This window comes from Indolivaga alginatilytica (assembly GCF_003201355.1).
Classification (GTDB): domain Bacteria; phylum Bacteroidota; class Bacteroidia; order Bacteroidales; family Dysgonomonadaceae; genus Dysgonomonas_A; species Dysgonomonas_A alginatilytica.
This window is the reverse complement of the sequence record NZ_QICL01000038.1, coordinates 1-25,858: the sequence shown is the minus strand read 5'-3', so window position 1 is coordinate 25,858 and position 25,858 is coordinate 1. Positions and strand designations below refer to the sequence as shown.

The 25,858-nt window shown below is 35.5% G+C and carries 19 protein-coding genes; 6 read left to right on the top strand and 13 right to left on the bottom strand.

What is annotated here, in order from left to right:
• Positions 1 to 38: 38 nt before the first annotated feature.
• From CLV62_RS19210 to CLV62_RS19195, 4 genes are all read right to left on the bottom strand, one after another.
• Positions 39 to 2,774: an alpha-amylase family glycosyl hydrolase gene (locus CLV62_RS19210; RefSeq protein ID WP_110312398.1), complete on the bottom strand. Its 2,736-nt coding sequence runs from the start codon at positions 2,772 to 2,774 to the stop codon at positions 39 to 41.
• Positions 2,775 to 2,993: 219 nt separating this feature from the next.
• Positions 2,994 to 4,070 carry a SusF/SusE family outer membrane protein gene (locus CLV62_RS19205; protein WP_110312397.1) on the bottom strand — a complete coding sequence of 359 codons (1,077 nt, stop codon included), beginning with the start codon at positions 4,068 to 4,070 and terminating at the stop codon, positions 2,994 to 2,996.
• Between the two features lie 117 nt (positions 4,071 to 4,187).
• Complete coding sequence (locus tag CLV62_RS19200; protein ID WP_110312396.1) at positions 4,188 to 5,744, bottom strand: RagB/SusD family nutrient uptake outer membrane protein; 1,557 nt, start codon at positions 5,742 to 5,744, stop codon at positions 4,188 to 4,190.
• A 13-nt stretch (positions 5,745 to 5,757) separates the two neighbouring features.
• The gene (locus CLV62_RS19195) at positions 5,758 to 8,802 is read right to left on the bottom strand and encodes a SusC/RagA family TonB-linked outer membrane protein (RefSeq protein WP_110312395.1); all 3,045 of its coding nucleotides are present in this window, start codon (positions 8,800 to 8,802) and stop codon (positions 5,758 to 5,760) included.
• Positions 8,803 to 9,308: 506 nt separating this feature from the next.
• Between CLV62_RS19195 and CLV62_RS19190 the strand changes: the two genes are divergently transcribed.
• The gene (locus CLV62_RS19190; RefSeq protein ID WP_245904136.1) at positions 9,309 to 11,564 is read left to right on the top strand and encodes a GH92 family glycosyl hydrolase; all 2,256 of its coding nucleotides are present in this window, start codon (positions 9,309 to 9,311) and stop codon (positions 11,562 to 11,564) included.
• Between the two features lie 82 nt (positions 11,565 to 11,646).
• Here CLV62_RS19190 and CLV62_RS19185 read toward each other — a convergent pair whose 3' ends face one another.
• The 4 genes from CLV62_RS19185 to tyrS form a co-directional block, all read right to left on the bottom strand.
• The gene (locus tag CLV62_RS19185) at positions 11,647 to 11,883 is read right to left on the bottom strand and encodes a YecH family metal-binding protein (protein WP_110312393.1); all 237 of its coding nucleotides are present in this window, start codon (positions 11,881 to 11,883) and stop codon (positions 11,647 to 11,649) included.
• A 593-nt stretch (positions 11,884 to 12,476) separates the two neighbouring features.
• A complete protein-coding gene (locus CLV62_RS21820; RefSeq protein WP_170120107.1) occupies positions 12,477 to 12,638 on the bottom strand; it encodes a hypothetical protein in 162 nt (53 codons plus the stop codon).
• A gap of 203 nt (positions 12,639 to 12,841) precedes the next feature.
• The gene (locus CLV62_RS19180) at positions 12,842 to 13,243 is read right to left on the bottom strand and encodes a hypothetical protein (RefSeq protein WP_110312392.1); all 402 of its coding nucleotides are present in this window, start codon (positions 13,241 to 13,243) and stop codon (positions 12,842 to 12,844) included.
• A gap of 660 nt (positions 13,244 to 13,903) precedes the next feature.
• Positions 13,904 to 15,196, bottom strand: a complete 1,293-nt coding sequence (tyrS, locus tag CLV62_RS19165; RefSeq protein WP_110312390.1) for a tyrosine--tRNA ligase — start codon at positions 15,194 to 15,196, stop codon at positions 13,904 to 13,906.
• 703 nt (positions 15,197 to 15,899) lie between these two features.
• Here tyrS and CLV62_RS19160 point away from each other — a divergent pair.
• Complete coding sequence (locus tag CLV62_RS19160) at positions 15,900 to 16,643, top strand: hypothetical protein (protein ID WP_146212798.1); 744 nt, start codon at positions 15,900 to 15,902, stop codon at positions 16,641 to 16,643.
• A 7-nt stretch (positions 16,644 to 16,650) separates the two neighbouring features.
• Complete coding sequence (locus tag CLV62_RS19155; RefSeq protein ID WP_110312388.1) at positions 16,651 to 17,427, top strand: hypothetical protein; 777 nt, start codon at positions 16,651 to 16,653, stop codon at positions 17,425 to 17,427.
• 75 nt (positions 17,428 to 17,502) lie between these two features.
• On the opposite strand, the gene rplI is transcribed toward CLV62_RS19155, so the two are convergent.
• From rplI to rpsF, 3 genes are read right to left on the bottom strand one after another with little or no spacing between them, the layout of a single operon-like run.
• Entirely contained in the window at positions 17,503 to 17,946 is a 444-nt protein-coding gene (rplI, locus tag CLV62_RS19150; protein ID WP_110312387.1) for a 50S ribosomal protein L9, read from the bottom strand.
• Between the two features lie 22 nt (positions 17,947 to 17,968).
• Positions 17,969 to 18,238, bottom strand: coding sequence for a 30S ribosomal protein S18 (gene rpsR / locus CLV62_RS19145; RefSeq protein ID WP_185099960.1), 270 nt, complete (start codon positions 18,236 to 18,238; stop codon positions 17,969 to 17,971).
• Positions 18,238 to 18,585: a 30S ribosomal protein S6 gene (gene rpsF / locus CLV62_RS19140; protein WP_110312386.1), complete on the bottom strand. Its 348-nt coding sequence runs from the start codon at positions 18,583 to 18,585 to the stop codon at positions 18,238 to 18,240. Before rpsF ends, rpsR begins: the two co-directional genes overlap by 1 nt.
• Before the next feature lie 255 nt (positions 18,586 to 18,840).
• Between rpsF and CLV62_RS19135 the strand changes: the two genes are divergently transcribed.
• Together CLV62_RS19135 and CLV62_RS19130 are read left to right on the top strand one after the other, a co-directional pair.
• Positions 18,841 to 19,305, top strand: coding sequence for a MarR family winged helix-turn-helix transcriptional regulator (locus CLV62_RS19135; protein WP_110312385.1), 465 nt, complete (start codon positions 18,841 to 18,843; stop codon positions 19,303 to 19,305).
• A gap of 271 nt (positions 19,306 to 19,576) precedes the next feature.
• The gene (locus tag CLV62_RS19130) at positions 19,577 to 21,310 is read left to right on the top strand and encodes a helix-turn-helix domain-containing protein (RefSeq protein ID WP_110312384.1); all 1,734 of its coding nucleotides are present in this window, start codon (positions 19,577 to 19,579) and stop codon (positions 21,308 to 21,310) included.
• Between the two features lie 1,030 nt (positions 21,311 to 22,340).
• Here CLV62_RS19130 and trxA read toward each other — a convergent pair.
• Both trxA and CLV62_RS19120 read right to left on the bottom strand, forming a co-directional pair.
• The gene (gene trxA, locus CLV62_RS19125) at positions 22,341 to 22,727 is read right to left on the bottom strand and encodes a thioredoxin (protein WP_110312383.1); all 387 of its coding nucleotides are present in this window, start codon (positions 22,725 to 22,727) and stop codon (positions 22,341 to 22,343) included.
• 110 nt (positions 22,728 to 22,837) lie between these two features.
• The gene (locus tag CLV62_RS19120) at positions 22,838 to 23,371 is read right to left on the bottom strand and encodes an RNA polymerase sigma factor (RefSeq protein ID WP_050709490.1); all 534 of its coding nucleotides are present in this window, start codon (positions 23,369 to 23,371) and stop codon (positions 22,838 to 22,840) included.
• A 361-nt stretch (positions 23,372 to 23,732) separates the two neighbouring features.
• Between CLV62_RS19120 and htpG the strand changes: the two genes are divergently transcribed.
• The gene (htpG, locus tag CLV62_RS19115; RefSeq protein ID WP_110312382.1) at positions 23,733 to 25,634 is read left to right on the top strand and encodes a molecular chaperone HtpG; all 1,902 of its coding nucleotides are present in this window, start codon (positions 23,733 to 23,735) and stop codon (positions 25,632 to 25,634) included.
• Positions 25,635 to 25,858: the final 224 nt, after the last annotated feature.

Genomic DNA, 25,858 nt, shown 5'->3' with positions numbered 1-25,858 from the left:
CGTTTGCAACCTTTTATTTATATGAAGCAACCGTCTGTTTATCTCTTGATAAACTTTTGAGAGACTACCTTATCTGCCAGTTTTAGTTTCACAATATAGATACCTTTTGATAATGTTGATGTTACGATAGATTCGGTATTTGTCTTATTCAAGAGGGCAACGCCCGACAAATCATAAATAGTTATCGCTTTTGCAGTACCATCTGTATATTCTATACGATCATCAAGAATAATGAGGGACTTATTATTCTCGTACATATCTTCTTCAATAGAAGCAATACTACCTTTATCCAGATAAAACTTATATTCTCCGGGATTCAATGTTACCGAATAATTTGTTGACGGAATACTTACCATTGCACCCGTAAAGGCATCATACCAGTCACCACTACGTGGCAATGTTACATTGGCAGTAGCACTCACTACATCAAAATTACCTACAACAAAGGCATTCATATCTGTACCTTTCCATACTACATATTTTTGACTTCCCGTCAGAGAATGTTCTATGTTTACAGATTCAAATACTTTATTCTCAGTTTTTAGATTGATAAGTTTCGAGTAAGTAGTATAAAGAGCTTTGCGCTCCTTATCATCCGCATAATCCCATCTGATAGGCTTCTCCGATACACGACAGTCGTTCGAAATGGTTGTACCGTCACTACATGTATTAATCGAATAATCATATCCCAACTCCCCAAATTGCCAGATCATTTTAGGTCCGGGCAAAGTCAGGTAGAATGCCGCTGCCAATCCTGCACGTTCCAAAGCAGTAGATTGGTTCTTAATATTATAAGTTCCCGATGAATTTCCATATGCTTTTGCTTTAAACACCATACGTTCTTCATCGTGACTTTCCATATAAGCAACTAAGTTAGATTTTGTCCAACCTCGTTTCGAATATAAAGCCCATGACAAATCGGATTTGTTGTTTTCGGTATACCCCATAACTGCCTCACAGTAGTTATTATTGATATTACCCCAAAGCATAATATCGGCATCCGAAAGTACTTTTTCTTCTGAATTGTCAGCCAGATGTTCCATTATGACAATTGCATCCGAATTGCGTTTATAAATTTCAGAAGTCATTCGTTTCAAAATATCAATACGTGCCTGATCATAAGCCCATCCGTCACCTTTGGTATTGGTAAATCCTTTTGTAAAGTCGAAACGAAAACCGTCTACCTGATATTCTTTCATCCAATAACTATTGATGCTATCAACTAGAGCTTTGGTTCGATCTGACTCGTGATTAAAGTCATATCCCCAACTATAAGCACTATTTGGCGATTCTACATTATACCAAGGGTTATCTGCCGAAGGACGGTTATTTGCATTATCCCAATACATCTTCACGAATGGTGATTGACCGTAAGAATGGTTCAACACCATATCTATAATTACAGCCATACCTCTACTGTGACATTCATCAACAAATGCTTTGAAGGCATCTTTTGTTCCGTAATACTTATCTACGGCAAAATAAAACGATGGATTATATCCCCAACTGCTGTTTCGTTCGAATTCGTTGATAGGCAATAATTCAATTGCATTTATTCCTAGTGATTGCAAATAGTCAAGCTTTTGCATAGTCGATTCAAAACTATGTTCTTTTGTAAAATCACGAATAAGAAGTTCATAAATTACCAGTTTCTCTTTTTCTGCGGGTGTAAAGTTTTTTGTTTTCCAAGTATACGGAGTTTGCCCCGTTTGCATTACAGAGACTATACCTTCTGTTTTCCCTGTTGGATATGTTTTCAAATTAGGATATACAGTTGTCGGGATATATGAATCATTCCAAGGATCGAGAACTTTATCAGTATACGGATCTGCAACCTTTACCATTCCATCAATCAGGTATTGAAATGCATATTCTTTATTCTTTTCTAAATTTGAGACTGTTATCCACCAATAATCACCTGCTTTGTTAAGCATATAATTATTGTCGATCTTCCAGTCATTAAAATCTCCAATCAAATATGCACTCTGTTTATTGGGTGCATATAATACAACTGTTGCTGTATTATCATCTATATAATTAACTCCTGCTCTTACATTGGAGGGAAGGGGTAAACTTACCTGATCTTTCTTTACATTTACGTAGATGCTATCTCTGACTATCGATGGACTAATACCAGCCTCTGCTATTAACCAAAAGGTTCCTTCTTTATCAAATTTATGAGTATAAGATATAGATGTTACATTGTCGGATTTCGCTAATTGTGTATCGTTTAGATAAAGTTTAAGCGTAGTTATCTCAGAGCTTTTAGCTTTTACGGCTAAAGAAGTATTCTTTTCCAGTAGTTGATCTCCAAGAGGTGTTTCGAAACTTACTATTAAGCCCTTTTCGTGTACATCAACTAATATGTCTTTGCCATTGTCTTTTCCTTCTTTTGATCCGTCAGCATTACGAAATACAAAAGCGAGCTTAAGTATTTTCTCTCCTGCGGGAACTCCATAGTAAGAGCGAATACCCGAAGGCATGCTCAATTTCCATTTATTACTTCCGAGTGCGCTTAATTTATATTTGTCACTATTATCGAGCCAGGTAGGAGCATACTTCCAATCGGAACTAGAAGCACTTTTATCCGTAATAACTCCTGTATGTGCATACACATCATTCCCTGTATAATTATTGAGTGCTGTTTCAGATGCATCGAAAATGATTTCTGAGGCAACATCATCTGTAAGAAAGGTCGGATTGGTAGTAATAATTTGTGCCTGTATCCATAAGGGAATAAACAGGAACAATATAAAATAGATAGATTTCTTCATGGTGCTATTATTTAATCAGTTCTTGAGGTTAAATAATCGTTGGAGCAAATAAACTTACTCCTTCTTTTTTAACAAAATTCGCATATCAATCCATGTATAACAACGACTGTTAGTTATGACTTTTGAATGTGACATTAAATACATTTAGTTATTAAATAGTCAGTAAATACTAAAAAGGCACGGAAAGCCTCCATGCCTTTTTAGTAAATAGTATTTTGTTTACTTAATAGTTCCTGTACCTGCTTTAAAATCAAGAGTAACCGTTTTACCGGCTTGTACTTTCACTCGCTCCTGATCATCGCCTTTACCTCGATAAGCGATTTTTCCATTAAGAATGATAAATTCTCTTGTCCACCAGTCAGTACCGGTAACTCCGGAAGGTAATCCTGCATACATTCTTAATTCTCCCTCACCGGTAGTAACTATCGATGTAGTCTTTCCATCATTAGTAAATGGGAATTTATCAGCATCCCAACCACCGAAGCAGTTACCCATACCATATACTTTAGCCGGTGCAATAGTTATTTTTTCACCCGGATAATCAACATAAACCATGTATAGTCCGTCAGCCGGTACAAAGGCATTTCCATCAGTTACGGTATAACCTGATTTGTTTGCTAATTCAGCAAAATCATCACCCCAAGCTTTCTTAGGAGCCCATTTAAACCCATTACTCTTAGTAAAATAATTGATGCACCAGAACACACCGTCCAGACCATTTACTGGAACCATTTCAACAACTCCTGATGAACTCCAGTCCCAATTTCCAAAGTCAGCTCCTATCATATACAATGACGAGGTATCTATAGCTTTGTATGGAATAAATCTTGCTTGAAATATATTTGATGCCGAAGCTTCGACCAAAATATTCCCAACACGAGTGATTACGCGAATCTCTACATTCGAGATACTACCTACTGGCAAACGTAAACCATTAAGTACCTTGTTTACCTCTTCAACAGTTAATGAGGCTGTATAGTTTGTTGATTCTGCATCTTCATTAACTCCCGGAACCTGTTTTAGGGTTTGCGCATTGGCAAAATTATTACCTATCGTATCAACCTGTATCCAGTATGTTACAGCACCTACCAAAAGATCTTTTTGATTATAGGCTTTCCAATCCAGTGAGAATAGAGTATTTGCAGCATCCACCTGCTTCAATTCATAAAGCGTATCATCGGTAGGATGGGTCAATACTGAAGCCTTGTATTGAGGTAGAACCGGATCTGTATCGTCGTTACATGAGACAAAAGCAAATATAACGGCCATTAAGAATAATATATTTTTTATTTTCATAATGCTTTTTCTTTATTGAGGTCTCAGACCTTTTTGTTACTTTGGCAAGTATAAGTACAAGAGATAATTATATTTAATTATTGAGATATTGTATTTATACCTTACTATTAATTAATCTTACTTGTATAATGGATTTTGTACCAAAGCAGGGTTACCTGTAAGGTGCTTTGTACTAATAGGAAGAAGATTATATTTATCATCTATATCTACCCCATTTTGTGCTCCACCTTTCCATGCCCAATTATAACCTTTGGTAAATTTGCCAAAACGAATCAAGTCTGTTCTTCTTTGTCCTTCCCAATACAATTCGCGTCCTCTTTCGTTAAGTATATCCTGCAATGTAATAGATGTTACTGCACTTAGTCCGGTTCTTGGATGAGCATGAACTTTATTGTATGAATTTACAGCATTTGCATCACCTAATCTTAGTTCAGCCTCAGCTTGTATAAGTATAACATCAGCTAATCTGAATAAAGGATAATCGGTATCCACCCATTGTACGGCACCAAGTGGATTAGGAACCCCGTCCCATCCTTTATTTGTAAATTTCATAACAGACCACCCTTTATTGAAGTTACTAAGGTCGGTCATAATCTGGTCACGATCTGTTTTGAAAAACAATGCTCGTTTATCATTACCTGCAAACAGGTTAGTCAATTGTTGAGTTGCTCTGTTTCCACTCCAAGATGCAGTGAAATCCAATAAGCTAAGCATATCACCACCTGTTGAAGATGCCATTACGAATACGATTCCTCCCCAATCTGTAGCCATCTTATTATCATAAGGCAGCGTAAATATAATCTCTTTCGATCTGTCATTATCTGCACAAAAAAGATTCTGATATGTACCTTCCAATTGTAAATTTGAATATGAAGTCACTTTTTTAGCATATGCCAAAGCATCATTCCAACGAGGTTTTCCTGTATAAACTTCAGCATTGATATACATTTTAGCTAAAACGGTTTGTACAACCTGATTAGTTATCAGTCCATAAGTCGAGGCGGATTGGTCTAACAGCAAGCCACTTTTCTCAATGTCCAGCAATTCACTCTCTACCCAGTTAAACATACCTTCTCGTCCTAATTGTTGTGGCAAGCGAGTTACCGGATGTTCTTCTGTAACCCAACCCGGATTTCCATATATATCAAGCAAAAAGTAATAGTTCATTGCTCTCAGAACACGTACTTCGGCTCTTGAGCGATCTAAATTTGCCACTTCTACTCTTGGAACTTGAGTATTTCTCAAGAATTCATTTGCAAATACAATATTTAGCATACAACGTTGATAGAGCATGTAACCGATATAATTATCAGGAGTAAGCAGTGTTTGAGAATAATTTTTCTCATCAGTATCACTCCATGCACATTTAGCCTCATCCGAAGTTAGCTCTTGTACATTGAAATATGTTCTTAGAAAAGTTGTTTTTCCTTTATCGGGAGAAGAAGGTATATCACCATCTCCATCAGGCCCTGTTATACCTAGTTTACTAAAACCCGAATATACTTTTGCTACCAACATTGGATAATTTGAAGCATCAGCATAAGGATCAAGTGAAACATTAGGTCCCTCAGGTGTTGTGTTCAAATCATCCAGACACGAGGTGAATGGTATTGCCAAAGCAATTGAAAATAGTATATATAGTAATTTCTTACCTTTTATCATTTTATCTTTCATGAGTCTTCAATTATTAAAAGTTCAAATTTAAACCTAACATAAATATCAATGGTCTTGGGTAAAAATTGTAGTCCATACCATCATATACTTCAGGATCTAACCCCCGATATTTAGTTATAACAATCGGGTTCTGAACTATTCCATAAACACGGGCAGATGTTGCACTTTTGAACAAGCCATTAAATGTATACCCTAAAGTGATATTATCTATTTTAAGGAACGAGCCGTTTTGTACATAGTGATCAGACAAAGCCTGTTTCGATAAGAAATTAGTTTCTAATGCCCGTGCCGGTCTGTTTGTTAGGAAAACACTATTTGCATAGATTGACGTTAAGCTAACGTCGGCAGTATTTGCTTCGCTGGCATTATAAACGTAATTACCTAAAGATATACGTCCATTAAAACCTAAATCCCAATTCTTATATAGCCATTTTGAATTGAATCCCATAAGTACATCTGCAGCAGGTTTCTTATAGTAGTATAAGTCATTTTCATCTACCTTACCGTCTTTGTTTCTATCTACATACACACCTTCCAATGGTTTTCCATTATTATCATATACTTGTTCATATACAAAATATGTTCTAGGAGCATAACCGGTAGCATAGATTTGAGCGTTCAGGCCTCCATCTCCACCGGTAGATCCGGTAGTGATTCCTTTAAAACCAGGATCCTGAGTAGCAGTCAGCTTTGTGATCTCGCTTTTATTATAAGCAACATTAAATCCTACTTGCCATTCAAATTCTTTTGATACAATCGGACGGGCATTAATTGCAAATTCAATCCCTTTATTCTCCATTGTTCCAATATTTTGTGGCAATAATTCAGCCGGGCTTGTTCCTGCTACTACCGGAGCTTCTTTATTCAACAGGTCTGTTGTTTCGCGGAAATATACATCTACGGCTCCATTGATACGATTATTTAAGAATCCATAATCAAGACCGAAGTTCCATGTAGTAGTAGTTTCCCATTTCAAAAGCGGATTATAACCGTTTGGTCGCATCGATTTCACCCAGTTAATCGTACCATTTTCGTTTAACCCTAACGGATAATAAGCCTGACCTCCACCAATCATATAAGAAGGGCTCGAAGGATAGAAATAATCGTCACCTAAATCTTGCTGACCGGTTTTACCCCATCCCACACGCAGTTTAAGATCACTTAATACAGAAACATCTTTCAGGAATGTTTCTTCTTTCATTTTCCAAGCAAATGCAACAGAAGGGAATACACTCCAACGATTGTCTTTATTAAAACGTGATGATCCATCTCTACGAACTGTAGCTGTCAACAAATATTTATCGTTGAATGTGTAGTTAAAACGTCCAAAGAAAGATATCAGATAATATTCTTTAAATTTATAATAGTCTTCACCCGGATTCATCTCTGCTATATTAGAGTTATCTACTTTAGAAACATACCATAAGTCTTCATCGCTTGTTTTCTTATTATGCTGCCATGAGTAACCACCCATTACATCGAACTTGCTCTTCAGAGATGCCACATCTTTTATATATTGTCCATAGAACTCCATTAACTGGTTATTCCTGAAATTAGTAAAATCCTTTCGTTGACCACTTTGCTCATCATTCTGGCTGTAAACTGTCGGATTGAACGGATCTTTAAAATCGGTACCGCCGGTTGTAGCAATATCCAAACCTACATTTAAGTTTAATCTCAAATCAGGAAAGAAATGCAGTTTATAGTCAGCCTGAACATTACCAATGAAATTACGAACATTAGCTCTGTTATTTTGCATCTCCAACATAGCTACCGGATTTTTGCCGGCTATAGGAGCTAAATTTCCGTCCGTATCTGTCCAAGTAAAAAATCCTCCCCATTGACTGCCATTCATAACCGGCTGTGTCGGGTCGAAGCTTAATGCAGAACCGATAGCTCCTGTTTCAGCAAAACGAGTATGAGAAAACATTCCCTTACCGTTAATATTCAATTTCAAATGATCGTCGAATAAAGAAGGTGTTAAAGAGATATTAGCAGTAACTCTCTCCATACTTGAAGTTCTAAGTATACCTTCTTCATTGGTATAACCTACCGAAGTGCGGAATGGAACGGCTTTCCCGATCGAACCATATATACTTATGTTTTGGTCGGTATTAAAACCTGTTTGAAATATTTCATCTTGCCAATTAGTATTTGCCTGTCCCATCATAGCCATAACAACGCTATGTCTGTCGTCATTCGCAAAACGAGTATCAACAAAATTACGAAACTCATTAGCAGTCAAAAGATCAACACTGTTTCTTCTTGTGCTTAATGAGAAGTTTCCATCATAGGTCACCTTTAATTTACCGCCGCTAACTCCTTTTTTTGTTGTTACCAAGATAACACCGTTTGAGGCTCTCGATCCGTAGATCGCTGTAGCCGATGCATCTTTCAACACCGTAAAAGTTTCAATATCATTCGGGTTTAATAAACTAAGGGGATTCGAAGATCCTACAAGATCATTACTCATAAAGACTCCGTCAATTATTATCAACGGATCGTTAGTTGCTGTTAATGAAGAACCTCCACGAATACGGATAGTGGCTCCATCACCAGGACGACCTCCACTTGTTGTAACTGCAACCCCGGCAATTTTACCCATCAACAGGTCTTGAGCTGTAGTTGCAAATCCGTGCTCTTTTTCATCGATTTTAATAGCGACAACCGATCCTGTAGCATCATTTTTCTTCACGCTACCATAACCAATTACTACTACTTCACTCAACAATTCAGTATCGTCTTTCATAACGATGCTGATGTTTTTTTGATTTCCTACAACAATTTCCTGTGGCTTGTATCCTATGTAAGAGATAACAAGAGTATTACCTGTCGAGGCATTCACTTGAAAATTACCATTAAAATCTGTTACCGTTCCGACTGTCGATCCTTTTACAACGACACTCGCTCCAATAATAGTTTCGCCCTGTGAATCTTTTACATTTCCGCTGATAATTCCTGCGGAACCACTTTGGGCATACGTTGTTGATAACGACAATATTCCTATCAAGCAAAAGAGGAACATTGACACACAACTTTTTCTTACCTTTTCTTTCATGTGCAAATTATTAAGATTAACATTAATATGTTATTAATTTCATGGATAAAACCTGTTTTACTTTTTTAACAAGCCTAAATCATATTACAAATATGAGATGTAGCAGTTGTATTTTATCATTCAATAACAATAAAACAAGCTTTTTGTTATGCAAACGTTTGCACAAATTTGAATCAGCAACATATAACTCACTTATTATTAATTGTTCACAGAAAACTGAACCTTTAATATTTTTTAACCATCTACCAAAATAACAAGAAAAGGGGAGATTACACTATTCAATGATACAGGATAATAAAGGGTTATATAGTCAATGCTTTTTTAATTTTTGAGGAATTATACTTAGATTTGCTATCTAAATGACACGAAACCTTCTATACCAATTATATAGTATAGAAATTATTTATAACAAAAGTCGGAGACTTTACTTAATTCTGAATTAAATGAAACAAAATCAAACTAAATAATAAATCATGAAGAGAATAAGTATTTACTTGTTTATCAGTATGTTTTGTATTTTAAGCATAAAAGCAGCGGATACAAAAAGCCCGGTTGATTATGTCAATCCTCTTGTAGGAACTCAATCAAAACATTCACTATCAAACGGAAACACCTATCCTGCAATTGCTATGCCTTGGGGTATGAATTTCTGGATGCCACAAACCGGAAAAATGGGGGACGGATGGTCATACAGCTATGATGCAGACAAAATCAGAGGTTTCAAACAAACTCACCAACCGAGTCCATGGATCAACGATTATGGACAGTTCTCAATAATGCCAACAACAGGTAAAGCTATTTTTGATGAGAACGAAAGAGCAAGTTGGTTTTCTCACAAAGCAGAAGTTGCAAGCCCTTATTATTACAGAGTTTATCTTGCAGACTATGATGTGGTAACAGAAATGGCTCCAACTGAAAGAGCTGTTATGTTTCGATTTACATTCCCTGAGAATAATAAATCGTTTGTAACCATAGATGCCTTTGATAATGGATCTTACGTTAAAGTAATTCCAGAGGAGAATAAAATAATTGGATATACTACAAAAAATAGCGGAGGAGTTCCTGATAATTTCAAGAATTACTTTATCATTATTTTCGACAAGCCTTTTACATATGTATCAGCCGTAGCTGACCAAAAGATTCTTGAAAAACAAACTGAATCTAAAGCAAATCATGCAGGAGCTATTATCGGTTTCTCTACTAAAAAAGGAGAAAAAGTACACGCCCGAGTAGCATCTTCATTCATTAGTCCCGAGCAAGCCGAACTTAATTTAAAAGAATTAGGTAATAATGATTTCGAGACAGTGAAAGCTAATGGTAAAAACACATGGAACGAAGTATTAGGTAAAATAGAGGTAGAAGATGATAATATTGACAATCTTCGTACTTTTTATTCATGTCTGTATCGTTCAGTTCTATTCCCTCGAAAATTTCATGAAGTAGATGCAGCAAGCAAAACTATGCACTATAGCCCATATAACGGAAAAGTATTACCCGGATATATGTTTACCGATACCGGGTTTTGGGATACTTTCCGATGCCTATTTCCATTCTTGAACCTTATGTATCCTTCTATCAATACACAAATGCAGGAAGGGCTTGTAAACACTTATAAAGAAAGTGGTTTCTTACCTGAATGGGCAAGCCCCGGACATAGAGACTGTATGGTTGGAAACAACTCTGCATCTGTTGTAGCTGATGCTTATCTGAAAGGTTTAAGAGGTTATGACATCGAGACTCTATACAAAGGTTTGCTACATGGCACTGAGAATGTGCATCCTGATGTAAGTTCTACCGGACGTTTAGGACACGAGTTCTACAACAAACTTGGTTATGTGCCTTACAATGTAGGTATCAGAGAAAGTGCTGCACGTACTTTAGAGTATGCTTACAATGACTGGACTATCTACAAATTAGGAAAAGCGCTGAATCGTCCTGAAAAAGAACTTCAAGTGTTTGCCAAAAGAGCAATGAATTATAAAAACTTATTCGACCATTCATCTAAATTGATGAGAGGAAAGAATGAAGACGGCACTTTCCAATCACCATTCAATCCCTTGAAATGGGGAGACGCTTTCACCGAAGGAAATAGCTGGCATTACACGTGGTCGGTATTTCACGATCCTCAAGGATTAATAGATTTGATGGGTGGCAAGAAAGAGTTCAATATTATGATGGATTCTGTATTTATAATGCCTCCTTTATTTGATGATAGCTATTACGGAACAGTAATTCATGAAATACGCGAAATGCAGATAATGAACATGGGACAATATGCACATGGAAACCAACCAATACAGCATATGGTATATATGTACAACTATTCGGGAGAACCTTGGAAAGCTCAATTCTGGACTCGTGAAATTATGGATAAGCTTTATTTTGCGACTCCTGACGGATATTGCGGAGACGAAGATAATGGACAAACCTCAGCATGGTATGTATTCTCTGCTTTAGGATTTTATACAGTATGCTCAGGAACAGACCAATATGTTATTGGCTCACCGTTATTTAAAAGTGTAAAACTCAATTTGGAAAACGGAAAACAAGTTGTAATAAAAGCAGGCAATAACAACAAAGATAACAGATACATATCTACGATGACTGTAAATGGACAACCTTACAGCAAGAACTACGTAACTCACGAGCAATTACAAAATGGTGCTGTTATAGAATATAAGATGTCTCCAACGCCCGATAATCAAAGAGGAATTCAAGACAGTGATTTCCCCTACTCCTTTTCTAAAGACGAAAAATTCTGAGAAATATATTCCACTGAAATAAAAGCCTCGAAATTTTAGATTTCGAGGCTTTTATCTTTCTATACTAAAAAAAGTTAGATACTTAGTGATTACAAACTTTTGTAACATCTACAGTAAAGCCGTCATTGTCGGCAGCCATAAATTTGCCTTTATTCTTTAAAAATTCTACAAGCTCATCTAAATCCATATTTTCTGCCGAACAAGCATAAAAACGCTGTTCCTTTCCGAATTTCTGAATTATAGCCTCCTTCAACGAAGATTCTGTATAGCTGTTTCCTTCCATCATGTGAAGAACTTCATGTGCATGTAATTGTTCCATAAAAAATGTATTTAATTAATAGGTACAAATTTAAATATTTAATGGATAAGAAACATGTAACAATTGTTACATTCCAAGATAACAGACCAAGAAATGAAAAAGGCGGTTAACCCGCCCTTTATTATTTACTCTTTTTTTTAGCTTTATCTTCTTTTGACATCGGAGGATTAGCAGCAATTACTTTTTCTTTGACCTTCTTGGGCTTTTTAGCTTCTTTTCCTTCTTTTTTTGCCATAATACTATAATTTTTGGTGATAATGTAAATGTAAGCTATTATAAAGCCAGAAGAGTATTAATCTGATTAATTAATTGAGTATTAAGTTAAAGATGTACAATGATAGAGAAAGACCGGACTAAATAGGCAAGAGGGAAACTATAACTTTTCTAATTATAAATTCCCTCTCTACGTAACATTGAATTATCTCGCGTACGTATAATAGAAACGCCCTAAAGCTATATAATGTTTTATATATTATTTTTTATTAAGTATAAATAGAAAATTTTAATCAGATAGCCAAAACAGAGATTATATATCACTTAAACTACCCACAACAGAAAAAAGCCCGTAATTACACAAGCTCCTTTCAAATTAGTTATTCATACTTCGCGATTACTGCTGATACACGTTCATACAAGTCATCAAAACTATACGTATAATCTTCAGAATCCATTAATCTTTTTACTCCTTTCAGAGTTTCCAATAATTCGATTTTGTCTTTTTCTAGTTTCATAATTATCTTGTTTTGATCTATCATGTAATTATAACACAATATAGTCTCTAATTGTTTTTATAATAGATACTTAAAATAAAAATAAAATGTTAAAACAGAGGGTGAGAAATTTATTTGGGATATTATTCGACTAGGCCTAACCATATGAATTACAACACGGATAATTCTACATATTCTGACTAAAAAATACATAGGCAAAAAGTCCCGCTTACAGCAAAAAATATTACTTATTGCAAAAACGTTATAGTGCCGGATACTTTAATCTTTTCACCTTTTACAGCCTGCTCTTTTTCCGTTTGTTTTACTATACCAATAGCATCGCCACCTATTACTTCTCCAAAATTAACTAAGGCTCTCTCGTTTGTATCTACAATTGCTGTAACTTCAATATAAACCTCTTTTCGATTGGATATTTTTTGAGAATAATACGTTTTATCCAGACCCGAAGATTCAAAGATTATCTCTTTACCGGATTTAATCAAAACAGATGAGATTGTTGCATTGAGACTATTGACCGCAACTTCTTTAGCTCCAATTTCCGGATCAAAAGTATTGTCATCATCATTTGAACAGGATTGAACTACAAATAAAGTTAATGAGCATAAAATTAAAGTTAAAATCTTTTTCATGATAAAATTGAATTTATAGTTAAATTATCAAGATGCAAATTAATTAAAAACGTTGCATTCTATTGTTAATCATTTTAGTTACATTGTCCGCTCCCCACAGAATAATAGCTGGCATTATAATTTGAGAAATAATGACCATGAAGGATGAATCAAAGCCTATAACTAGAATTGCAAATCCAACGATTGAAATCGGATATGTAAATAAAACTATTATTAGAGATAAACTTTCGTTTAGATGCAGCCTGAAATATAAATCTAACAAAAAGATCCATGACAATAGATTATATAACACAACAATTACAGCGACTACTTTCCTTACCTTCATAAGGTAAATATAAAACGAAAACACACAACACCTTATCATTGATATAATAACTCAGACGAATAATACTATGATGAAGCATATTACCTCCGAATAAATTCTTAGAATAAACAAACACATAAAAGCTGTATGTATGGACAAAAAAGAAACCGTTGCATATCTTATCGATATACAACGGTAATTTCTATATTTGTTGTCTCACCAGGATTCGAACCTAGACAGGCAGTACCAAAAACTGCAGTGCTACCATTACACCATGAGACAAACATTTGCTTTTCAAAAGCGATACAAAAGTATATAATCAATTTGATATATGCAATACCTCATCGACTTTTTTTTCATTTTGCAATCAGTAAATAGTAGTTTTTCTTGCCTTTTTGAGCCAAAATATATTTACCATCAATCAGATACGAATGATCAATAATTTCATCGGAATTTTCTAATTTATTTTTATTTATCATCACACCTCCGGCTTGTACCATTTTACGCATCTCCCCTTTCGATGGAAACACTGTCGTAACCTGTGTCAATAAGTCAATAGCAGCGATACCATCTTCTAATTCAACCTTGCTTACATCAAACTGAGGAACTCCTTCAAAAACCTGCAATAAAGTCTCTTCATCAAGAGTTTTAAGTGTGTCTGCCGTAGAACCTCCAAACAAGATGCCTGATGCACTTACAGCAGCCTCATAATCCTCAACCGAGTGAACCATTACAGTTAGCTCTTCTGCGAGTTTTTTCTGCAAAGGACGAAGATGTGGAGCTTCTTTTTGAGCATGAACCAAAGCTTCGATTTCCTCTTTCGATAAAGCTGTAAATATCTTTATATATTTGGCTGCATCATCATCGCTAACATTCAGCCAAAACTGATAGAATTTATAAGGTGAAGTATACCTACGATCCAACCAAACATTACCCGACTCAGTTTTACCAAACTTAGTACCATCTGCTTTAGTTATCAACGGACAAACGAGTGCAAAGGCTTCTCCCCCTGTTTTACGACGAATAAGCTCTGTACCGGTAGTGATATTACCCCACTGATCGGATCCTCCCATCTGTATGCGACATCCGAGTTCACTATATAAATGTAAGAAATCGTATCCTTGTAATAACTGATATGAAAATTCGGTAAATGACATTCCATCAGCCGACTCTCCGCTCAATCTTTTCTTTACAGAATCTTTCGCCATCATATAGTTAACCGTAATATGTTTACCTATATCGCGAATGAAATCCAGAAAAGTAAAGTCTTTCATCCAGTCATAATTATTAACAAGCAAAGCTCTGTTTGGCTTATCAGATTCGAAATCTAAAAATTTAGCCAACTGTTTTTTGATACTTTCTTGATTGTGACGCAGAGTTTTCTCGTCCAACAGATTTCTCTCTTGTGATTTCATAGACGGGTCTCCAATCATACCGGTTGCACCACCAATCAGAGCAATAGGACGATGTCCCGCACGCTGAAAATGCTTTAATATCATCACCCCAACAAGGTGACCGATATGCAACGAATCGGCAGTAGGATCGATCCCTAAATAGCCTGAGGTTAATTCTTTTTGTAGCTGTTCTTCCGTACCCGGCATGATTTCCTGAATCATACCACGCCATCTTAATTCTTCAACAAAATTCATCTAATTAATTTATTGTTAAGGTCACAGACCCAATTATTATTCTCACAAACTTTATTCCGCACAGATACAAAAATCTGCCTCTAACAAAAAAAACAAATAGGGCTACAACCTTAAATGTTTTCGTTATCACAAAAGTACGACTTCTTTTTTGATTCTTTAGAAGCATGAGCTAATAAAACAGCAAGAGAACCACATGAAACACATTTTTCAGAGAAAAGCTTTGATTTCAAAAACATTTCCTATATTTGTTCCTGTAAAATAACTCTTTAAGTAAGATCAGGTGTATAATTTAACAAACATATCAAACAATAACAATCTAAATTTTAACCATTTAGATTTGGCTAATTATACTGAAATGTTAGAGAGAGAGAGAGAGAGAGAGAGAGAGAGAGAGAGAGAGAGAGAGAGAACTAACCAGTAAACATATTAATTACAAAAATGTCTTAGGCGGAACTTTCCGTCTTTTGTTGTTTCTGCTCCTCAAAAACCGAAAGCACTTAAATATACAATATTTCCCTAATAAATACAATTATAGTTTTGCTTATAAATTTACTCGTGTAGCGGATTTTTTTTCTTGTTGTCGTTCGAAATCAGCAGTTATGAGAAATTTATTCATAGCACAACTATGTCCGGCAGTAGCGTGTAGAGATTACATGTTACTGCTTTTCATCTTTAAATCACACTAATTTTAATGAGAAAAGTAATGAGAAAAAGCATTTTATTAATCATGGGAGCATTTTCCATCGGACTATTACAAGCCCAAGTCGGGATAAACACCCGAACCCCGCAAAGCATATTTCACATTGACACGCAAAGCAATACCAGCGGCAGCCTCAACACAAGTGACGATATCATAGTGAACGAGCAGGGAAACATCGGCATAGGAACCATAACTCCTCAAAGGAAGCTCGAAATAATAAGCTCAACACCGGGAGCTATCCGAATAGCCGATACCAGTGAAGGTATTACAAAAGTACTCACCAGTAATTCAACCGGAGTAGCCACTTGGATAAATATTATCGGGAGCTGGAATGCCTCCCTCACAGGAGGAAATCTGGCTTATACTACCGCACTAGGCACTAGAAAGATCAACTTCACAGGTGGAACCATATCCAAACCCGGTACCGGAAGCATAAACATTACCAACGGAAGTATAACGGTTCCTTATGCCGGTACTTATAGACTTACACTCTTTGGTATATCCTTAATGAATCGCGGTAGCGGATATTTTATTGCCGGATATTATAACGTAAGGAAAAATGGAGCATCAATGTGGTCGCCACACTCACTGGGATCAACACTCATATCACTTTCTCCCTATGTCAGTTATTACTCATTCACATACCTTAATCAAAATGATGTACTGGACATTTACAGTATAGAAAACACTGCAGGTTTCGCAAATGGTGTATCTAATTTAACCCTCTTCATTGAATTTGTAAAATAAAAAGAACATGACTAAACTAACATCTACATTTATCATATTGCTATTCTGCAATATATGCATTGCTCAAATCGGAATCAACACAGAAAACCCTAAAGCCCTACTCCATATAGATGGAGCTTCGACCTCGGCTACTACAAATCCATCTACAGGCAGCATTACAGCTGCTCAAGCTGTTGATGATATAGTTGTAACAAACCAAGGAAACGTAGGTATAGGAACTCTCGCTCCTGTTACAAAATTAGATATTACCAGCCAATCCGCAGGAGGTGCTATAAAAATAGCGGATACTACGCAAGGGATAGGCAAGATGCTCGTCTCCGATGCAAACGGAGTAGGCACTTGGGCATCGGTCATAGGCTCTTGGTACGCAATTTTAACCGGCACCTGGACTGTGGCATATCAAACTACCACTACGATCCGCCAACTAACCAACTTCAGCAGCAGTTCTATCTCCAGTGCCCTACAGGGAAGTGTAAATATGTCGACGGGAACTATACAAGTTCCGTACACTGGCAAATACAGAGTCACCATCGCAGGACACTGGGGCACAAACAGAGTAGGAAACAACCCCTATTTAGTAGCACCACACATATATGCAAATGGAGTTTCGATATGGAATGGCACCATTGTAGGATATAGCAATGGCTGGGGAATAAGCCCCACTTTTGTATCGATACTAAACTTTACAGCGGGAAACAACATTACAGTACGCACCAATGAAACAGCTACAAATAACGCCAATATGGTAGATCAATGCTCTCTCATTATTGAATTCATACAGTGAACTCAAATCTTATTATAACACAAAAGAGGCTGCCCTATAAAAGGCAGCCTCTTCTTATATTATATCTGGAATTTCTTATTCAGAAACTACTTCGAAAGGAATTTCTACAGACACTTCTTTGTGAAGCTTAAGTAGAGCTTTATAAGAACCAACTTCTTTTACTGCTTCTTTTATAACGATAACCTTACGGTCAACAGCAAAACCTTTCTTTTCCAAAGCTTCAGCGATTTGGATATTAGAAACAGATCCGAAGATTGTTCCTGTAGAACTTGTTTTTGCACCGATAGACAGAGTAACACCTTCAAGTTTCGCAGCAATTTCCTGAGCGTCTTGTTTGATTTTCTCTAGCTTATGAGCACGTTGTTTCAAGTTTTCAGCCAACATTTTCTTAGCAGATTCTGTAGCCATTACAGCTTTTCCTTGTGGCAAAAGGTAGTTACGTCCGTAACCATCTTTTACAGTTACTACATCATCTTTGTAACCAAGATTGGCAACGTCTTCTTTCAATATAACTTGCATATCTTTTTCCTCCTTTTTTTAATTATTTCATCATATCGGTTACGTAAGGAAGCAATGCCAAGTGACGAGATCTCTTAACAGCTTGCGCTATACGACGTTGAAACTTCAACGATGTTCCGGTAATACGACGAGGTAAAATTTTACCTTGCTCGTTTAAGAATTTTTTCAAGAATTCAGGATCCTTGTAATCGATATACTTGATACCATTCTTTTTGAAACGACAGTATTTCTTCTTTTTGACATCAACTGAAGGAGGAGTCAAATATCTGATTTCTGATTGTTGTGCCATGATTAATTTTCTTTTTTAGTTGATGATCTAAGATTTCTTCTTTTTTCTGCGTACTGATGAGCATACTTATCCTGACGGAAAGTTAAGAAACGAATAACTTTTTCGTCACGACGAAATTGTAGTTCCAACTTAGCAATAACCGATGGGTCTGCATCAAACTCAACAAATGCGTAAAATCCTGTAGATTTCTTTTGAATAGGATAAGCTAATTTTTTTAGCCCCCAATTCTCCTCACTAACAATCGTAGCACCTTCGTCAGTCAGAATGCCTTTGAATTTTTCTACCGCTTCCTTCATCTGAACATCAGACAAAACGGGAGTCAAAATGAAAACGGTTTCGTAATGATTCATAAATAATTTAATATAAACTTGTTAAACAATAAAGTTTTTCGAGCCGCAAAGGTAAGATAATATGCTCTAAAAACAAAATATGGAGTTAAATATTTCAACTAAGCTAAAGATATTATACCTTTGCAGGCATCAAAGTAATGTAAAATATTAATTATTACACTTTGTGAGCACAATAGTCTCTGTTTGTTATATTTGCCAAAGCAATAAAAAGGTCTGTAACCTTAAAAGTAATTTAATTGAGAAATAAGTCAGAAGATGGATCACGAGAACGAAAATAGCGACTTAATAGAACTAGAGTATATCTTTCCTATAATCAATGGAAAAGTTTCGATGGCTATTAATCGAAAGATGTACCGCAATTTCAGAAAACATGGTCTGGATATAACTCCCGAACAGTGGACGGTTCTTTCGTTTTTATGGCGGCAGGATGGTGTTTCACAACAAACGCTTTGTGATGCAACATTCAAAGACAAGCCAAGCATGACCCGATTGGTAGACAATCTGACTAAGCTTGAATTAGCGGAACGCCGATCAACTCCGACCGATCGCAGATCTAATCAAATATACTTAACAGAGAAAGGAAAAAGTATCAAAGAGAAAGCCAATGAGGCTGTCAACGAGACAATGCAATATGCTTTTGCAGGAATAGACAAAGACGGGCTCAACCAAGTGCGCTCTATGCTAAAAATCGTATTCAATAATATTCAGGAGACTCTCTAAAACAAATACATTTAACAACTCCCCCAAGTATTTTTTGAGGATTTTCGGGAATTTTTGAAGACTATCGAAAGACTTATTCGTTACAAAAGTGCTACTTTTGCAACACGAACAAAGACAGGTTCTTTTAGAAAAAAAAACAACAGCAACAGAATCTAAGTCAACCTCCAAAAAGACATAAATCAAAGATCATAATTTGCTTAATACTATACTCTAGCTGTATACATTAAAAAATCAGTTTTTTTTTATTAAACCCAACTACCCTACTGAAGAAATGAAAAAATTCCTCATCAGAACTCATGTGCTTTTTATTTTTTTACTTATTATATCTATTCAGGCATCTGTTGCAACGAACAGCAAGTCACAACAAGAAGTATCTAAAGAAACGGGGATAGAAAAGCTGAAATCTCTTCGAAAGATGTCGACCGCCACTATCAACACGCCGGAGGCATTCGCAAATGCCATGATACTAAAAGAAGAAGCCCTGAAACAAAAAAACAATCAGTATACGGGACATGCATATATGCACCTGTGCGGCTATTACCAACACATAGCATTAAAAGACAGCTTTATATATATGGCTCAGAAAGCTAAAGAATATTATCAGAGAGCAGGCGATATAGAAAACGAAATCGGAGCTGATGCTTATATCATTGATTCATATATTCAATCCGGAAATATGGAACTCGCTCTGAATAAAACCCTAAAGTTACTTCAAGATACGCAAGACAGCAATAACAAATCAGGGGAATCCTTATCCTACGAACTACTAGGACGCATCTATCTGTTTCTGGAGAAACCCAAGCAAGCACTGGAGGCTTTCCAGAAGATGTTAGACTTAAAAAGAAAGTACGTCCCCAACTATGGAAAAGACGGACCGACCTTTTTCTGGGAACTAACAACTGCCGCATACAATGCAAACAACCACGAGTTATCTCTGGCATATTGTGATTCGATCCGATATTACGCAAATAGATATTCGGAAGACAAGAATAACACCCTTTTCATTTTACTAGCCGATGTCAACACCGCCAAAAGCATGATCGAATTGGGCAGGCTAACCGAAGCTAAGCAAATGATAGAAAATATTACCATATATTACAATGAGAACAAGGCTTATATACATGATAGATTCTATCACTATACACAGATTGCCTATGCTGAATATTATTTGAAAACTAAAAATTACGAGCAGGCACTGCAGTATATAGATAAGGCAATAGATTATTATTCCGAAATATCAGATAATTTCAACTACAATACTGTAAGAGATAAAAAAGCCGATATTTTAGCTGCTAAAGGAGATTACAAGAATGCCTTCACCCTAAAGAATGAAGTATTTTTATTTGTTGATTCGATGGCTAAAGACAATTCGAGCAGACAAGTTAACGAATTACGCACAATTTATGAAGTTGAAAAATTAAAGGATCAGGCAGAAAAGCACGAACTAGAGGTACAGAATACACGAACTATAATAATATCTTTAACTACAGTATGTATTCTGCTCCTTGCTATAGTATTCGCCATAAAGTATAATTCGAACAAACTAAAGAAAAAGAACAAAAAAATATTTACCCAGCACAAAGATTTGGATAAATACCTGAATGAGATACATAACCTAAGCTCTCTGATACAGGATTCTAATCCTGAGAAACTGAAAGAAGCTTCTCTTTTCGAGAAAACGGCAGCTCATTTATATAAAAGCGAGAGTTTTAGAAACCCGAATCTTACACGTGAAACTCTTGCTCTCGAACTTGGCACTAACAGACAATATCTCACACAGACCATTCAAGAGAACAAAGGTATGACCTTCACGGAATACATAAATGATTTTCGCTTGGAATATACACGACGTTTACTCAGTCAGGATATAAATCTTTCCATAGATAAAATTTACACGCTCGCCGGGTTCTCGAACAAGAGTACCTTCTATCGTCTTTTCAAACAAAAATATGATTTAACTCCCAATGAAGTCCGAGAAATGGCAAAAAATGATAAGACTTCCTAATATGTTTCACTCCCGGTCTTAATAAGAGGTAAAGCATCTACACATTCAACATATTTACTCATTTTGGACTCTAAAAGCCAAGATGAGTGCTTTTTTGCGGCAATCAGAACTACTTTTTGCGAAGATGAGACTTCTACAGGCTAGACTCATTCCGTAAAAAACTAATTTTGCACTATCAATTAGCACCAATTATAAGATTATGCTAAGTGAATATTTCAACAACCAACAGAAATATATGTAAAACACACAAAAACCAACTAACACTTACAAAAAAGATATTGGTAACATCCATTGCTTGTCGTTCTTTTTCTATTATTTGTTGTCGTCAAATAACCTACGCAAGCAATGGATTGTCCAATAGCTTACAAATATTACAATTAATATTTAATATCTTCTATACACACCTTACATAAAAACTCAGATCGCCTCTATAGAGAATCAGACCTACATAAACCACTACAGCTAAGAAATGAATTCAAATAGGTCATACAGCAATCACTAATAAACAGAAAGACCAAGGAAAGACGCCTACTTTCCAGAAAACAAAAACAATCCTTCAAGAAAAAACTTTACAAGCCGGCAGTCTGAAAAAGCAAAAAAATCACCAAACACACCACATAAGACTCTTTTTTGCGGCTATCATAACTCTTTTTTGCAGAAATAGGACTTCCCGAACTATGCCTTAAGTCAATTAAGGTGTAACTTTACCTCCATAGAATAACACTCTTTACAATTCATAATAAAATTGCAAAAAAGTATTTTAACGAAAATATCGAAACTATTCAGTCGTATAATACACGGCTGAATATTCGATATGACTCTTTTTATTTTATCTAACTACAGTAAAACTATATTGAAAAATACATATTGGTAGTATCCACTGCATGTAATTTCTTCTCAATTATTCATTGTTGTCAATCAAAACCAGTAATGGATCTAGCAATAAAGCAAATACATACTTTTAAATAATGAGAAATAACAAGCATAATTATAGAGACTAATTAAATACAACCTATCCCTTATTCGATTTTCACTTATAATTATTCAAAACCTTAAGTAATTCATCCTTTGCATATACTCCGACCAATCGCTGTACCTCTTTACCATCCTTGTAAATAATCATTGTAGGGATAGTGGATACATCTTTGGCTCTTGCCACAGCTTTATAATCATCAACATTCAACTTACCAACCTTCACATCCGTCTCGGCTGCAATTTGTTTTAAAATTGGCTCCATCTTTCGACATGGACCACACCAGACCGCCCAATAATCAACCAGAACAAGCCCTTTCAAAGTTTCTTGCTCATACGATTTAGAAGTAAGAGTAACGATTTTATTTTCTCCTGTCTGATTATCCTGAGCTACTACAGCTAAAGAAAAGACTAACAAGAGAGACAATACAATATTTTTTTTCATTTGATTCAGCCGATATTTATACTGATTAAAAAGAGTCACACTGATTACTCACATGTGACTCTCCTTCTATTTTTTTATAGACAAATTTGTAACTAATTACCTGTAACTACTTATTCTCTGTCTTGAAATTTATAATCTTTCAACATTTCCTGTAATCTCTTTCGAGCAAAGAAGATACGACTTTTCACTGTTCCGATGGGTAGAGTCAGAGTTTGAGCGATTTCTTCGTATTTATAACCTGAAACGTGCATAGTAAACGGCACTTTATATTCGTCAGAGAAACTATTAATTGATTTTGTTATCTCTGCAATAGTATATGCACCTTCCGGGGTATCAAATCCCGAATCTTGCGGCAAATTAAGATGATATAGATTTTCCGTTTGATCTACAACTGTTTGCGTGCGAACGATTCTTCTATAGTTATTTACAAAAATGTTGTGCATAATTGTAAACACCCATCCTTTGAAGTTTACGTTTTCATAATACTTTTCTTTATTATCTAAAGCACGAAGAGTTGTTTCTTGCAGTAAATCCTTAGCTTCTTCTCTATTTGTAGTTAAAGTCAAAGCAAAATTCATCATATTATTTTGAAGAGCAATTAGTTTGCCTTCGAAGCCGTTTGCGTTGTTTTCATCATTTTTCATAACCTTATGTTTCTAGTGTTAAAGAAAGAACAATCCGTTATATTATACATAAAATATTTGGATAATCCTACACCACAAATATACGATCTTTTTGCATCTCTAAAAATAAAATAAAGTTTTTTTCATTCAACAAATGTTAAGCACAAGAATAATGAAAACACAACCACCTATATAACAGCAAAATAACCACTGACACAATAAAGATAAAGATGCATAAATAAGGCATAAACTTAATCTATCAACAAATTTAAAGAATAGAAATTAATCATAAACATTTGACAAAATGACAGTCTTTTCGAGTATGGCACCCTTTTTGGTTTAACCTTCCAGAGAATCATAACAAAATACAAAATATAACATCATGGAAGAAAGAAAAGGTCATATTGGGGTTACCACAGACAATATATTCCCCATTATTAAGAAATTTCTGTACAGCGATCACGAAATCTTTTTAAGAGAGCTAGTTTCTAACGCAGTAGATGCTACTCAAAAGCTTAAAACCCTATCATCTTTAGGTGAATTTAAAGGCGAATTGGGAGACACAGCAGTAAGAGTATCATTAGACAAAGAAAAAGGTACTATTACAATCTCCGACCGAGGTATAGGTATGACAGAAGATGAGATCAATAAATACATCAATCAGATTGCTCTGTCTTCAGCCAACGAATTTTTGGATAAGTATAAAAATGATGCCAATGCAATTATAGGACACTTCGGACTAGGTTTCTATTCAGCATTTATGGTTTCTAAACAAGTTGAAATTGTGACTCTTTCTCATAAAGAGGGTTCTGAAGCTGTAAAATGGAGCTGCGATGGTACTCCTGAGTTTACTTTAAGCAAAGCTGACAAAACCGAAAGAGGTACAGACATTATATTATATATAGACGACGAAAATAAGAATTTCCTTGAACAAGGTGAAATAGACAAGTTGCTTAAAAAGTATTGTCGTTTCTTACCTGTATCGATTGTATTCGGCAAAAAAACAGAATGGAAGGATGGGAAATCGGTAGAAACTGAGGAAGATAATGTCATTAATGACACAACTCCTTTGTGGACCCGCAAGCCTGCAGACTTAAAAGACGAAGATTACAAGAAATTTTATCAGGACTTGTACCCTTTTACTGATGAACCCTTGTTCTGGATACATCTTAATGTAGATTATCCATTCAAATTGACAGGAGTACTTTATTTCCCTAAATTGAAGAGCAATGTAGATCCTCATAAAAACAAGATACAGCTATACTCTAATCAGGTATTTATTACTGATTCGGTAGAAGGTATCGTTCCTGAATTCCTAACCTTGATGCATGGGGTTATCGACTCTCCGGACATTCCTCTGAATGTTTCGAGATCTTATCTTCAAAGCGATCACAATGTGAAGAAAATTTCGTCACACATTACTAAAAAGGTAGCTGATCGTTTAGAGGATATATTCAAGAATGACCGTCCTCAGTTCGAAGAAAAATGGGATGATCTTAAAATATTCATCGAATATGGCATGCTTACTGATGAGAAATTCTACGATCGTGCTCAAAAATTCTGTTTATTAAAGAATACAGATGGCAATATCTTCACATTCGAAGAATATAAAACTCTTATTTCAGGAAATCAAACAGACAAAGAAGGTACTTTAATATACCTATATACAAATAATAGAGAGGAACAGTACTCATATATTAATGCAGCAAAAGATCATGGTTACGATGTTCTTTTACTTGATGGGCAATTGGATGTACATTTAGCAGGAATGCTGGAAAGCAAATTCGAGAAGAGCCGTTTTGTTCGTGTTGATAGTGATATTGTTAACAATCTGATCAAGAAAGAAGATATTGCTGATGCCGATTTAACTGATAAGCAAAAAGAAGAGTTGAATGAAACTTTCAAATCTCAATTACCTAAGATAGAGAAAGTAGAATTCTCTTTTGATTATAAACCATTGAACGAAAACATTCAACCAATTCAGATTACACAAAACGAGTACACTCGTCGTATGAAAGAAATGGCTGCTATGCAAACAGGCATGTCGTTCTACGGAGAAATGCCCGACAACTTTACAATGGTTATAAATACCAATCACCCATTGGTAAAAAAGATTATTACTGATGTGGATGGTAAAGATGTGGAAGCTGTTAGCAAATACGCATCAGAAAATCCTATTATCAAGCAATTGGTTGACTTGGCATTACTTTCAAACAATATGTTGAAAGGAGAGAGCCTGAGCAATTTCATCAAACGCAGTACTGAACTGATTACAGGTAAATAAGGTCTCAGACCTTTTTATTACTTAATTACATGCTTATAGGAAATAGGATACTCTATATAGTATAATAATGAAGGCTGGTCGAGTATTCGATCAGCTTTTTTTATATATCATCATTCAGATTAATAAGTTATGCGAATCAGTATTTAAAAAATTAGATAAATAAATGCGATTGCAATTTTACCCATCGTATGTACTAGTAGTCCGGATGTTGATCTGACTTTCTG

Coding starts and splice junctions, on each gene's coding strand:
- CLV62_RS19200 (WP_110312396.1), bottom strand. CDS start 5,744: ATGAAAGATAAAATGATAAAAGGTAAGAAATTACTATATATACTATTT.
- CLV62_RS19180 (WP_110312392.1), bottom strand. CDS start 13,243: ATGAAAAAGATTTTAACTTTAATTTTATGCTCATTAACTTTATTTGTA.
- rplI (WP_110312387.1), bottom strand. CDS start 17,946: ATGCAAGTTATATTGAAAGAAGACGTTGCCAATCTTGGTTACAAAGAT.
- CLV62_RS19135 (WP_110312385.1), top strand. CDS start 18,841: ATGGATCACGAGAACGAAAATAGCGACTTAATAGAACTAGAGTATATC.
- CLV62_RS19130 (WP_110312384.1), top strand. CDS start 19,577: ATGAAAAAATTCCTCATCAGAACTCATGTGCTTTTTATTTTTTTACTT.
- tyrS (WP_110312390.1), bottom strand. CDS start 15,196: ATGAATTTTGTTGAAGAATTAAGATGGCGTGGTATGATTCAGGAAATC.
- CLV62_RS19120 (WP_050709490.1), bottom strand. CDS start 23,371: ATGAAAAATGATGAAAACAACGCAAACGGCTTCGAAGGCAAACTAATT.
- CLV62_RS19205 (WP_110312397.1), bottom strand. CDS start 4,070: ATGAAAATAAAAAATATATTATTCTTAATGGCCGTTATATTTGCTTTT.
- CLV62_RS19210 (WP_110312398.1), bottom strand. CDS start 2,774: ATGAAGAAATCTATCTATTTTATATTGTTCCTGTTTATTCCCTTATGG.
- CLV62_RS19195 (WP_110312395.1), bottom strand. CDS start 8,802: ATGAAAGAAAAGGTAAGAAAAAGTTGTGTGTCAATGTTCCTCTTTTGC.
- CLV62_RS19155 (WP_110312388.1), top strand. CDS start 16,651: ATGACTAAACTAACATCTACATTTATCATATTGCTATTCTGCAATATA.
- htpG (WP_110312382.1), top strand. CDS start 23,733: ATGGAAGAAAGAAAAGGTCATATTGGGGTTACCACAGACAATATATTC.
- CLV62_RS19185 (WP_110312393.1), bottom strand. CDS start 11,883: ATGGAACAATTACATGCACATGAAGTTCTTCACATGATGGAAGGAAAC.
- CLV62_RS19190 (WP_245904136.1), top strand. CDS start 9,309: ATGTTTTGTATTTTAAGCATAAAAGCAGCGGATACAAAAAGCCCGGTT.
- rpsF (WP_110312386.1), bottom strand. CDS start 18,585: ATGAATCATTACGAAACCGTTTTCATTTTGACTCCCGTTTTGTCTGAT.
- CLV62_RS19160 (WP_146212798.1), top strand. CDS start 15,900: ATGAGAAAAAGCATTTTATTAATCATGGGAGCATTTTCCATCGGACTA.
- CLV62_RS21820 (WP_170120107.1), bottom strand. CDS start 12,638: ATGATAGATCAAAACAAGATAATTATGAAACTAGAAAAAGACAAAATC.
- trxA (WP_110312383.1), bottom strand. CDS start 22,727: ATGAAAAAAAATATTGTATTGTCTCTCTTGTTAGTCTTTTCTTTAGCT.